10 protein-coding genes are annotated in these 12,770 nt (G+C 56.9%); 3 read left to right on the plus strand and 7 right to left on the minus strand.

Going from position 1 to position 12,770, the window contains the following annotated elements; genetic code table 11:
- Positions 1–29: 29 nt before the first annotated feature.
- Positions 30–494, plus strand: coding sequence for an RNA polymerase-binding protein DksA (gene dksA / locus ACIQZK_RS05730; RefSeq protein ID WP_306064814.1), 465 nt, complete (start codon positions 30–32; stop codon positions 492–494).
- Positions 495–632: 138 nt separating this feature from the next.
- Positions 633–1,022 (plus strand): PilZ domain-containing protein, encoded by a 390-nt coding sequence (locus ACIQZK_RS05735; RefSeq protein ID WP_397575285.1) that lies wholly within the window; start codon positions 633–635, stop codon positions 1,020–1,022.
- Position 1,023: 1 nt separating this feature from the next.
- Here ACIQZK_RS05735 and pgl read toward each other — a convergent pair whose 3' ends face one another.
- The 7 genes from pgl to ACIQZK_RS05770 all read right to left on the minus strand — a co-directional run bounded on the left by pgl (position 1,024) and on the right by ACIQZK_RS05770 (position 9,929).
- Positions 1,024–1,731 carry a 6-phosphogluconolactonase gene (gene pgl, locus ACIQZK_RS05740; RefSeq protein WP_397575286.1) on the minus strand — a complete coding sequence of 236 codons (708 nt, stop codon included), beginning with the start codon at positions 1,729–1,731 and terminating at the stop codon, positions 1,024–1,026.
- Between the two features lie 16 nt (positions 1,732–1,747).
- Entirely contained in the window at positions 1,748–2,362 is a 615-nt protein-coding gene (gene eda / locus ACIQZK_RS05745; RefSeq protein ID WP_397575287.1) for a bifunctional 4-hydroxy-2-oxoglutarate aldolase/2-dehydro-3-deoxy-phosphogluconate aldolase, read from the minus strand.
- 3 nt (positions 2,363–2,365) lie between these two features.
- On the minus strand, positions 2,366–3,346 hold the full coding sequence (glk, locus tag ACIQZK_RS05750; RefSeq protein WP_397575288.1) for a glucokinase: 981 nt from the start codon (positions 3,344–3,346) through the stop codon (positions 2,366–2,368).
- Positions 3,343–5,166 carry a phosphogluconate dehydratase gene (gene edd, locus ACIQZK_RS05755; protein ID WP_397575289.1) on the minus strand — a complete coding sequence of 608 codons (1,824 nt, stop codon included), beginning with the start codon at positions 5,164–5,166 and terminating at the stop codon, positions 3,343–3,345. The genes glk and edd overlap by 4 nt, the downstream gene beginning before the upstream one ends.
- A complete protein-coding gene (gene zwf / locus ACIQZK_RS05760; protein ID WP_397575290.1) occupies positions 5,159–6,604 on the minus strand; it encodes a glucose-6-phosphate dehydrogenase in 1,446 nt (481 codons plus the stop codon). Before zwf ends, edd begins: the two co-directional genes overlap by 8 nt.
- Before the next feature lie 101 nt (positions 6,605–6,705).
- Positions 6,706–7,740 carry an ACP S-malonyltransferase gene (locus ACIQZK_RS05765; protein ID WP_397575291.1) on the minus strand — a complete coding sequence of 345 codons (1,035 nt, stop codon included), beginning with the start codon at positions 7,738–7,740 and terminating at the stop codon, positions 6,706–6,708.
- Positions 7,737–9,929 carry a thiamine pyrophosphate-dependent enzyme gene (locus ACIQZK_RS05770; protein ID WP_397575292.1) on the minus strand — a complete coding sequence of 731 codons (2,193 nt, stop codon included), beginning with the start codon at positions 9,927–9,929 and terminating at the stop codon, positions 7,737–7,739. The genes ACIQZK_RS05765 and ACIQZK_RS05770 overlap by 4 nt, the downstream gene beginning before the upstream one ends.
- A gap of 285 nt (positions 9,930–10,214) precedes the next feature.
- On the opposite strand from ACIQZK_RS05770, the gene ACIQZK_RS05775 reads away from it, so the two are divergent.
- Positions 10,215–12,752: a TonB-dependent receptor gene (locus ACIQZK_RS05775; protein WP_397575293.1), complete on the plus strand. Its 2,538-nt coding sequence runs from the start codon at positions 10,215–10,217 to the stop codon at positions 12,750–12,752.
- The last annotated feature ends 18 nt before the right edge of the window (positions 12,753–12,770 follow it).

The following is a 12,770-nucleotide window of genomic DNA, read 5'->3' on the forward strand; positions in this document are numbered from 1 at the left end:
CGGGGCCCGCCAGAGGTGGAGAATCTAACATGGGCGCAAGCGCCGAGCCTCAAACGAATACCGGAGAATTGAACAATTCCGGTTATGATATTGACCCTTCATATATTCCCAGCGACGACGAGCCGTTCATGAACGATCGTCAGCTGAAATATTTTGAAAAACAGTTGGTTGACTGGAAAAACAGTATCTTGGCGGAATCGCAGGGGACGCTGAATCAGCTTCAGGATGGCCCTATGCGCGAACCTGATCTGAACGATCGCGCATCCAGCGAAACGGACTGGGGAATCGAATTGCGAACCCGCGACCGTCAGCGCAAACTGATCTCCAAAATCGAATCCGCACTTCGCCGCATCACCGAAGGCGAATATGGTTATTGTCAGGTAACGGGCGAGCCCATTTCACTTGCCCGACTGCGCGCCCGCCCCATCGCGACAATGACGCTTGAGGCGCAGGAACGACACGAACGGCAGGAACGCGTTTCACGCGACGACTAACACCGCGACGTTCGATGATCATGGTTGATGTAACCATGTGAAGTCCACCGGGTTGATCCGCGAATTAACCATTTGGTTACCATTAAGTGGCAGTGTCCAAGTCTGGATTATTCCCAATTCTGTGCTTGGTGCTGCATTATGAATGACTCATTCGGCGGAATTAACATGTCGGCTGCAAAGCGGAGCATGGATCGCGACAGCCTTTTTCTGAAGGCAGTTCTGCGCTTTCCCAATACAAAAGATGAGCATGAAGTACGCATTCGCAACGTATCAGCCGGCGGGCTGATGGCTGAAATCCCAACAGATACACTGCGCGGTGAACCGGTGGAGATAAAGCTGCGCAGCATCGGTTGGGTCAGCGGTCACATTGCATGGGTAACCGACCGCCGTGTGGGCATTGCGTTTGATCACCCCATCAATCCGAAAGACGCGCGCAAGCCTGCCAATGCCGGCGTACGCGAACTTCCCCTATATCTTCAAAGGCTAAACACGACGCCGCTGCCACCTGGCAAGCTACGCCGCGTTTAAATCAATCATCCAAGCAATATATGTCGACAGGGACGGCAATCTTGTCGAGCACGCGGCCAACGGGGTAAGCTGACTTACTTCCCTGCTCAATCGCTACCTCAAGCACGGCACGCTTCTCGGCCCCATTGATCACCAATATCGCCGTGCGCGCGGCACCGATTGCAGATGCTGTCAAAGTAACCCGGTTGACGGGAGCTTCGGGCGGGAGCGGGTCTGGCGCAACGCCAACGGCGCGCACATCTTTGCCACCTTCGAGCGCGGTTTCGAGATCAGGTCCCGGGAATATCGACGCGGTATGCCCATCCGTGCCCATGCCCAGCCAGACAAGATCGGGTGGCCAATGCAAGTCCGCAAGACGGGCGTTTGCTGCCCCTCCGGCCAATTTATAGTCCGCAGCATCGCTGGTGATCGGCAAAACACGCGCGCCTTTCGGGATGAATATCTTCGCAATCATCGCAACATTCGACAGCGCATTGTCGACGGGAACCAAACGGTCATCGGTCGGGATGATCGTGACACTTTTCCAACGGATATTGGCTTGTGCCAGCTTTTCCAAAATAGGCTTCGGCGTCGAACCGCCCGGAAACGCAACCAACGCTTGGCCACGGGCATCAAGTGCACTTTCGATGATGAAGCTGACGTCGCCGACAACAGCGTCGATCAAATCTTCTGCTGCGTCAAAGTCCCACCATTCAATTTCTTCGGCCATGTGCCTTGCGTCTCCGTTAGTTGCGTAATGCCGATGCTGCCCGCGCTGCAGATTCTATCGCGGCAACATCAGGAACGCCTTTACCAACAAGCCAGCTTCCACCAACACATAAAATTTCGGGAACCGCGAGCCAGTCTGCTGCGGTTTCCTGTTTGATACCGCCGGTCGGGCAGAATTTGCACTGACCGAACGGACCAATCAGCGATTTCAGCGCAGGTAGACCGCCATTTGCTTCAGCCGGGAAGAATTTGAAATGCGTCAGGCCCAGATCAAGTCCGCGCATGATATCGCCCGCGCTTGCGACGCCGGGCAGGAACGGAATATTCTTGGCGACGGCGGCTTTGCCCAAATTGTCGGTAAGGCCAGGCGAAACGATAAACTCCGCCCCCGCCGCGATTGCGCTGTCGAGGCCTGCCACATCAACGACTGTGCCTGCCCCCACAATTGCGCCCGGCACATTCTTCATTTCGGCAATGGCGTCCAATGCAGCCGCCGTGCGCAACGTGACCTCTAACACCGGCAAACCGCCTGCGACCAATGCCTCAGCAATCGCGTGTGCATGCGTCGCATCTTCAATCACCAGAACGGGGATAACCGGCGCGGTGCGCATGATTTTTTCAACGGGCGTCATGGGCTATTCTTTCTCGATATATTGCTGGGCATAGGCAGCCGCTGCGCCGAAAAGGCCGGGCTGCGGATGGGTGATGAGTTTAACGGGGATGGAGGCCATCAATCCTTCAAAGCGGCCTTTGGCGCGGAAACGTTCGGCAAAGCCTGACCGGACAAGACTATCCTTTATACGCAACCCAAGTCCGCCTGCGATGACGACCCCTGCAAAGCCACCCTGAGCGAGCGTGATGTCACCGGCAACACTGCCCAGCGACAGGCAAAAACGGTCAACAGCCGCCGCGGCAAGGCTATCTTCACCGGACATGCCCATTTGCCAGAGCGTCTTGTCATCATATTGCTGAACGGCGCGGCCTTCGATAGCGGCTAGCGTTTCGTAGAGATCAACCAAGCCAGGACCGGACACCACCCGTTCAATCGAAACCCTGCGGTAGCGTTTGCGCAAGCGCGCCAACACGGCATCTTCAATCGCGTCGAGCGGGGCAAAATCGATATGCCCACCTTCGGTCGCTTGCACATGATAGGCGCCGCCGGTGCGGCTAACATGTGCAACGCCAAGACCGGTTCCCGGGCCAATGATGCTCAGCGTGCCTTCCGGCGCAAACGCCTGATCAGGGCCTGTCAAATGGTGGAAATGCTCTGGCCCGGCTTGCGCAACTGCATGGCCAACGGCGCCGAAATCATTAACGATCACGAAGGTATCGACATTCAGCTTTTCACAGACCATCGACCGGCGGATGATCCACGGATTGTTGGTGAGCTTAATCACGTCAGCATCGACCGGCCCTGCAATGGCAATGGCGGTTGCGGGCGGAAGCGGCGCGCCGTTCATCCGCTGAAATTCCTGCCAAGCGGTTTGGAAACTGGCATGCTCCGCTGTTTTCAGCGTTACCGCCTCGCCAAGTTTAATCACCTTGCCCGCGTCCACTTCGGCAAGGGCAAAGCGCGCGTGGGTTCCGCCGATATCGACGGCGACAATCGCGGTCATAGCCCTGCCGCCGCGAGCATGGCTGACCCGCCCTTTTCCGCTTCATCGGCCGTGGCACGCATCATTGCAAACAGCTCGCGTCCAGTTCCCATGTGCGCCACCGGCGTCGGCGCTGGTGCGCGACCGGCCCATTCGCTGTCGTCGACCAACACGGACAAAGTGCCATTGGTGGCGCACAGGCGCACGACGTCGCCATCCTGAAGCTTCGCGATAGCCCCGCCACGTGCAGCTTCGGGACTTAAGTGGATCGCTGCGGGCACTTTGCCGGATGCGCCGGACATACGCCCGTCGGTCACGAGTGCGACCTTAAAGCCTTTATCCTGCAACACACCCAAGGGCGGCGTCAGCTTGTGCAGTTCAGGCATGCCGTTGGCGGCAGGCCCCTGAAAACGGATGACGACAATGACGTCGCGATCAAGCTCGCCCGCCTTAAAGGCCGCCAGAACATCATTTTGTTCATGAAATACGCGAACCGGTGCTTCGATGGTCCAGCGTGCCGGATCAACCGCGCTGGTCTTGAACGTCGCACGGCCCAAATTACCCGTCACCAAGCGCATGCCCCCATCGGGGCTGAAGGGTGCCGACGGCGGGCGCAGCATCGTGTCATCGGCGGTCACCGCAGGTGCTTCGCGCCACACAAGCGTGTCCTCTTCCAACATCGGCTCACGCCCATAATCCGCCAAATCCTGACCCGCGACGGTCATGATATCGCGGTGGAGAAGCCCCGCGTCTATCAGTTCGCGGATGACATAGCCTATTCCGCCTGCCGCGTGGAAATGGTTCACATCGCCCGAGCCGTTCGGATACACGCGGGCTATCAACGGAACCACTGCCGACAGCTGATCCAAATCTTCCCAATCGATGATGATACCGGCTGCCCGCGCAATGGCCGGAATGTGCAGCGCATGGTTCGTCGATCCGCCTGTTGCCAGCAAACCGACACAGGCGTTGACGATGGCTTTTTCATCGACGCAACGACCCAAGGGGCGGTAATCGTCCCCGTCCCAGCCAATCTCGCTCAACCGATGGACAGCAGCCCGCGTCAATTCGGTGCGCAACTTGTTGCCGGGGTTGATGAACGCGGCACCGGGGATATGCAGCCCCATGACCTCCATCATCATCTGGTTAGAATTGGCGGTGCCGTAAAAAGTACATGTGCCAGCGCTGTGATAGGAAGCCGCTTCCGCCTCCAGCAATTCGGCGCGGCCCACCTTGCCCTCTGCATATAGCTGACGGACACGTTGTTTTTCTTTGTTGGCGAGGCCGGACGGCATTGGGCCTGCGGGCACGAGGATTGTCGGCAAATGGCCAAAGCGTAACGCGCCGATCAGAAGGCCGGGGACGATCTTGTCACAAATGCCCAACATCGCGACGCTTTCAAACATCCCGTGACTAAGGCCAACCGCGGTTGCCATGGCAATGACATCGCGGCTGAACAACGACAGCTCCATCGAATCCTGACCCTGCGTCACGCCATCGCACATCGCGGGCACAGCGCCTGCGACCTGCGCTGTCGCGCCAACTTCGCGCGCGAATATTTTCATCTGCTCGGGGTAGCGGCCATATGGCTGATGCGCCGACAGCATATCGTTATAGGCACTGACAATGCCGATGTTCATCGCTTTGCCGCCGCGAATGGCAGTCTTATCCTCACCGCTCGCTGCAAAGCCATGCGCCAGATTGCCGCAGCTTAAAGCGGGCCGGTTTACGCCTGCATCACGTTGCTTGGCGATCAGGTCGAGATAGGCCTGACGCCCGGGCTTTGACCGTTCGATGATCCGCGCGGTGACGGCTTCAACGGCCGGGTGCATTTTACTCATGCCAGCTCACTCCATCACGTTCGGTGAGTGCAATCGCGGCATTGGGGCCCCAGCTACCGGCACCATAGCCCTTTGGCTTTAGCGCTGTCGCGTCCCACAGCGCCCGTATGGCATCGATCCACTTCCACTGGGCCTCAACCTCGTCACGGCGGACAAATAGCGTCTGGTCGCCTTCTATGAGGTCGAGAAGCAGGCGTTCATAGGCAATCCGCCGTCGTGATCCGGCAAAGGCAGCGGTAAGCGACAGATCAAGCGGCACTTCGCGCAAGGTGACCCCGCCGCGATCCAGCCCGGGTTCTTTCGCCATCACCAACAAGCGAACATATTCCTCGGGCTGTAACCGGATAACCAACGTATTTGCCTCCAGCCGACCGCCACGGTCCTTGAACACATTGTGGGGGACGGGTTTAAACTGGATCACGATTTCGCTGCGGCGTTCGGGCAAACGTTTCCCGGTACGCAGGAAAAACGGCACGCCCTGCCACCGCCAGTTATCGACATAGGCTTTAATCGCCACAAAGGTTTCGGTGTCGGATGGTTTCCCGAGATCCGCGTCATAGCTTTTGACCGCTTCGCCGTTGACCGCACCTTCATTATATTGCCCGGTCACGACGTCACCTTCGACCACCGGACGCAGCGCGCGCAGGACCTTTACCTTTTCATCGCGGATGGCCGTCGCGTCCAGACTTGCCGGTGGCTCCATCGCAGTCAGCGCCAGCAATTGCAGCATATGGTTTTGCACCATGTCCCGCAACGCGCCGGTATCGTCATAAAATCCTGCCCGCCCCTCAAGCCCCACGGTCTCGCTCACGGTAATCTGCACATGCTCAATGGCATTGGCATTCCACAGCGGTTCAAACAGCATGTTCGCAAAACGAAGCGCCATCAGGTTCTGGACCGTTTCCTTGCCCAGATAATGGTCGATGCGGAACGTCCGCGTTTCCGGAAAAACCGCGTTCACCGCGTCATTGATATGCTGCGATGACGCCAAATCATTGCCCAACGGCTTTTCCAGACCGATGCGCACATGTGCACCAGACAGGCCCGCATGGTACAGGCCCTTGATCGTTGGTTCAAACAAAGATGGCGCGGTCGACAGGAAAATCGACAATCCGCCCGATATGTCCCCAATCTTGTCCGCCAATGCGGCAAAGCCTTGTGGATCTGACGCGTCCAGCGCGACATAAGAAAGCCTTTGCAGAAATGCGTCAATCAGGCCCTCGGCCTTGCGGTCATCGGGCAGAAATTCGCACAATGCCGCGCGTGCCATATCGCGGAAGGCATCATCGGTAAGCGCGCTGCGGGCAGTGCCAAAAATACGCAGGTCGGGATTAATCAGGCCATCGGCATGCAGCGCATATAAGGATGGCAGCAGCATCCGCCGTGAAAGGTCGCCGGTGGCCCCAAACAACAGCAAGGTGGAACTGTGCATGCTCATTCTGTCCGTCTCCATGCAAGGCACCGGTCGGTCGCCTTACCAATTGCGTCCCCCTTTATCCTGAAGGGCACAAGCGTCTAGCGCTTATTCGTATGCAACGTTTATCGTTCTGCCCAGGCGCGCTGTTCGTCCATACCCATGGAAATCAATATAGGCTCGTCCTGTTGCCGTGCCTGAAAGTCCGCTTTGCCCGAAAGGCCGCGCCAACCCGATGCAATCAGCGCTTGTGCAGTCGGTGCACCCAAGGTGGTTCCGGGCCCCAGAACAATCACAACATCCGGCGCGAATTCTGCGGCGGCAACCTGCACCGCGCGGCTAAAATCATATGTCTCCGTCAACTGCGCGCCAAGCGTGTAGGCGTAGATCGCGTCCGCGCTAAACGCATGCGGCGACCAAATCTTGCCCTGCCCGTCAATTGCCGGAATGCTGCCCGCGCCGAAATCCGCCACGGGATTCTGCGCGCGCGCCATTGGCACGATATGCTGCAGCAACGGACTGTGGAAAGCCGCATGGTGCATCAGTCGCATTGGGAAGCGGTCGTCCTTCGGCAGTTTTTCGGCGAGCCATTTCAGTCCGGCTTCGTCGCCTGCGAACACCACCATCCCGCCGAGGCGTATCGATACCGATATAAATATATCAGAAATATTCTGCGCTTCATTAACTAAAGCATTCGCAAAATTTACTTTTTTTGCGTCAATGTTCCAGTCGGCATCAACAATCGGCCAGACGATCTGCCCGCCGGCGCCATGTTCATGCATCAACAGGCCCATATTGTTCACAAGCCGCGCACCCGCCGCCAGATCGACAATCCCCCCACAGGCAAGCGCGAGATACCAGCCCATCGAATTGCCGGTCACCGCAACAATATCGAAGCGTTCACGATCAATCGCAGCGAAATCCGCGAGGGCAGATGCGTAAATCAGCGGGGAAGCATTATCGCCGGTCATATGCACCGATGGCGCGTATTTCTCGGCTTTATCGAGCGCCGATACCGGCGCTTGGCCTTTTTCCGCCCGTACCGCATCGACAATGCCGACCACATCGGCGTGGCCCAAATGGTGCTTCTGCAAATATCCAAGCTCGGACGCGTTATACGTGCCGCGTCCCGGGCAAACAACCAATGCGCGCTTCTTCATGCGACCGCTGCCTTGGCGGCTTCCACGATCGATTGCTTGCTGGGCAATACCAGTTCAGCCGCGGGCCCAAGCGGGATGAAACAATCTTCGGCGGTAATCCGGCTAACGGCGTTTCCGCGACCGGCCTCGGTCAATATGGTCATCAGTTTTTCACTTAAGCTTCCCGATCGGCGGCTTTCGTCAACAATCAGGATATTCGAACAATCGGCCACCGCAGCCACGATTGCGTCCGCATTCAACGGATGCAACCAACGCAGGTCAATGATCCGTAATGTGATGCCCAATGCTTCCAATTCGGGTGCAGCCTGACGCGATAAATAATAACCATTTCCATAGGTTATAATCGCAAGTTCAGTACCATTGCCAAATTGTCCAAGCGTGCCAAAGCCAATTTCATTTGCCTCCGCCGGCGCTGTATATTCCGCGGACCATGCCCCATCATCCGCGCCATGAAGGTCAGTCGTGTGGTACAGCGCGATGGGTTCAAGGAACACCACAACACGGCCATCCTCATGCGCGAGACGGACGCATTCACGCAGCATAGCGGGCGCGTCGGCGGCGCCCGACGGACATGCGACAATGATACCGGGAATGTCGGTGAGGACAGCGATGCTGTTGTCATTGTGGAAATGCCCGCCAAAGCCCTTTTGATAGGGCAAGCCAGCGATACGCACGACCATAGGGTTGCGATATTGCCGGTTGGAAAAGAAGGACAAGGTCGCCGCTTCACCCCGGATCTGGTCCTCCGCATTATGCAGATAGGCCAAAAACTGGATTTCGGGGATGGGGACAAAGCCATTATGCCCCATGCCGATGGCGAGCCCAAGAATGGTCTGTTCGTCCAACAGCGTGTCAAACACCCGCGCAGCGCCGAATTTTTCCTGTAGCCCCTGTGTCACGCCATAGACGCCGCCTTTGCGCGCGACATCTTCGCCAAACACCGCGATATTGGGATATTGCAGCATGATGTCCGCCAAAGCGAAGTTGATGCTCTTAGCCAAGGTAACTGGCTTTGCTAGGTTGCGCGCATCCTTCGCAAAAAGGGCGTCGCGCGCGGCCGTATCGGGCAATGGCCGCGACGGCTTGACGCCGTCCTCTGGCAGGATGGACGCCATCACCTCTTGCGCGGTCACAAGCCGTGGCTTGGCCAACGCGTCCAAGGCAACGCGGTCAACCCGCGCGCGCATATCTTCGTAGCGCGCAACAATCTCCGCGCCCGACATGCCAGCTTGCTCATGCAAAATCCGCGCGCTGTGCAGCAATGGATCTTGCGCTTCGGCCGCTTCGATCTGCGTAATCGGTGCATAGCTCAATTCAACATCAGCCCCGGCATGCCCCATGAGACGCACCGTCTGCATATGCAGAAATACGGGCCTGCGCCGCGCACGCGCATATGCAACGGCTTCGTGGCAGCCACGCAGAGCATCATTCAGGTCCGCCCCGTCGCAGGCAATGTACTTCAATGCGGGGCGATGCGCGAAGTTGGCCTCTATCCATCCGCCGGGCGTCCGCACCGAAATGCCGATGCCATTATCCTCACACAGGAAGACAATGGGCATGGGCAAATGCTGATACGCAGCCCAGCAGGCGGCGTTGAACGCGCCTTGCGATGTGGAATGGTTGGCCGACGCATCGCCGAACGAACATAAAATGATGGAATCATGCGGGAGAACCGCGTCATCAAGTTGCAGACGGCGTGCGAGCCCCAAAGAATGCGCGGCGCCGACGGCCTTTGGCAAATGCGAGGCAATGGTGCTGGTCTGCGGCGGGACAAAAGTGTGTGCACATCCCAGAACCTTATGCCGCCCACCGGAAATCGGATCATCTGCCGACGCTGCGAAAGACAAAGCCATGTCATATAATGGCGTCAGGCCGCCCGCTTGTTTTTTACGCTGAATCAGGAACGCGCCATCACGGTAATGCAAAAATGCCATGTCGGTCGCGCGCGTCGCCGCCGCCATCGCCGCCGTGCCTTCATGCCCCGAACTGCCGATGGAATAAAAAGTCTTGCCCTTTGACCGGCGCGCCCAAAGATCGAGGTGACGGTTCATGATTTGCGTATCGAACAAATCCACCAGCACATGGGCCGCTGCCCCTTCGGCAGCACCTTCTAAGCGCGGGGCTAGAAAGTCATGGGCAGCAACACGCCGCAGAAAAGCCGCGTCTAATATCGTAGGACGGTCAAACATAGTCGCACATAATTAGCGCCAAAGGGCACAAAAGCCACAGCAAAGTATGAATTTCAATTGCATGATTAAATTGCTGGATTTGTTAAAATTCGGCGATAGGATGGCGGTTGAGTGAGAGCTTGCTTGCCGGACCAACCCAGACGGTGAGTGTGTCAAAACTGGTATCTCGAAGTGCGTAGCAAATGCCACAAGGGGATCGGTTGAATAGGAGGAGAGAGTATAATGCGTCGTTTTAATCGTGTAATCACGGCTGCCCTGTGCAGTACCATCTGCAGCGCTATGTTAGTGCCTGCGGCTTACGCCCAAACAGCCCAAGCCGAAGAAGATAGTGGTGATGAGCCCATCATCGTGACTGCAACATTGCGCGCAATGGATGTGCAAGACATTCCGCTTGCCGTGACCGCGGTCGCGCCAGAGGCGCTTGAGCGTCAGGGTATCAACGACATTAAGAACTTGGCGTCCATTTCGCCAAGCTTTAACATTCAATCATCGCAGACCGAAACCCAAGGTACCTCGATCAAAATTCGCGGCGTCGGCACCACGGGTAACAACACTGGTCTTGAAAGCTCGGTCGGTGTTTTCATCGATGGCGTATATCAATCACGTCCAGGCGTTGCTTTGGGTGACCTTGTCGACCTTGAGCGTCTTGAAATCTTGCGTGGCCCACAAGGAACCTTGTTTGGCCGCAACACGTCGGCCGGCGCGCTGAACGTAACGACAAAGCGCCCAAGCCTTTCTGAAGTCGAAGGCTTCGCAAACGCCAGCTACGGCAATTATAATTTCATGAACCTTCAAGCCGGTGTCAGTGTACCTATCACCACGGACGTTGCGGGCCTGCGGTTGTCCGGCACATGGCGTAAACGCGACGGCTATCTCAAATCCCCCACGGGCGTAGAGAGCAACAACCGCGATCGCTACATGCTGCGTGGACAGCTCTATGTCGAACCAAATGCGGATGTGAGCATCCGTCTGTTGGCCGATTATGCCAAAACTGACGAACAATGCTGCGAAGCGGTTATCGTTCGTGAAACCGAACTTGCGCCTTTCTCCGCTTTCCACGGCTTGGCCAGCGATGGCGTAGACCAGTCCGGAATGAGCGCGCTGAAGAATCTCTCGATCAACGGCGGACCTTATCTGAACGGCTCCAAGCAATGGGGCACTTCGGCGGAAGTAAAATGGGACTTTGGCGGCACAAAGCTGACCTCGGTTACCGCATATCGTAAGTTTGATTCGAGCTCCACAACGGTCGGTGGCTTCACTTCCAACGACACCTACACAGTGGGTGATGGCGCACCGACATCACGCCCCGGCATTATGCCATCGGGTGACCATATCAAGACCTTCACACAAGAGCTGCGCCTGCAAGGCACTGCTATGAACGATGGTCTCGACTGGTTGATTGGTGGTTTCTACTCGAGCGAGAAAATCCGCGCGGACCAGACGATGACGCTTAATTCCGCTTTCCAAAGCACTAACAGCGCGTTTAACTTTGCCAATGCGGCCGGGGTAAATCCGTTGTTCGCACTGACGGCATTTGGCAATGCCGGCGTTCCGGTCAATGCCAATGGCAACTATGCCGAAAACCGGTTCCTGCAGGATGCAAAAAGCTGGTCGGTATTTACGCACAATGTGATCAATTTCACCGACAAGCTGAGCCTGACGCTGGGTGCGCGTTACGTGAATGAGACGAAAGACGCGTCATTCAATCAGCTTGCCGCAACAAGCGGTGCGGGCGCCAGTGCGTGCCAAGCCAGTGTGAATGGTGTTTTGACCGGTGCCGTACCTGCCCCACTTCGTGCGGGTTTGATTGGCCTCAACTGCTTCCCATTTGCAACGTCGGTTGCCCTGACAGCGCCTGCAGCCATCGGCGGCGGCCTTGCGAGCGCCAAGCTACCTTTGCCACGCGCTTGGGCGGACGAGTTCAAGGACGATGAGATCACCTATACGGCCCAATTGGGTTACAAGGCGAACGAAGATCTGTTGTTCTACGCCGGTTACAGCCATGGATTCAAATCGGGTGGCTTCAACCTCGATCCGCAATCGGCAACATTGCAGAACTCGGGAGCCATTCTTGCCGGTTTGGCAACGGGTACTATTGTGGCACCGGTTTATGCTGACCCAAGCTTCGAATCCGAAAAGGTCGACCAAATCGAAGTCGGCGTAAAGGCGACATTATTTGGTAGCATCAAAGCCAACTTGGCCTTGTTCGACATGAAAATGAGCGATTTCCAGGTGCTTGAATTCACGGGCGTCCAGTTCCTGACCTTCAACGTCAATTCGGCGCGGTCAACAGGTGCTGAGCTGGAACTGTTTGGTAAGCTGAGCGACAATATCTCGGCGAATGTCTCGGCAACATATGCCAACTCTCGCTATCCTAGCGATTGTGCCGATGGCGTCGCTTTGGCGGCACTGGCGTCAACGCAGAGGCTGTGTGGTTCTTCGCTAACCAATGCGCCTAAGTTCGCAGGTGTTGTTGGCCTGACTTATGATGGCCAACTCAATGACTCCGGTTGGGGCGTGCTGGTCAACGGCAATGTCAACTATTCGGATCGCCGCCGCACCAGCACGATTCCTTTGGATACCAACGGCCTGCCAATCCCACTGGATTATCAGGACTCTTATTTCAAAATAAATGCCCGCATCGGCTTAACTACGCCGAACGAGCAACTTACTTTTGAATTGTGGGGCACCAACCTGAATAACGAAATCACGCGCGGCGTGACAGCTAACACCCCGCTGCGCGGCGGTGCAGGCACCCGTTCGCGTATCGGTTTCGTTGAAGAACCACGCATGTACGGCCTGACCGTCCGCACCAAGTTCTAAACCAAAACCACAAACAAA

This window comes from Sphingorhabdus sp. (assembly GCF_044338195.1).
Taxonomy (GTDB): Bacteria; Pseudomonadota; Alphaproteobacteria; order Sphingomonadales; family Sphingomonadaceae; genus Sphingorhabdus_B.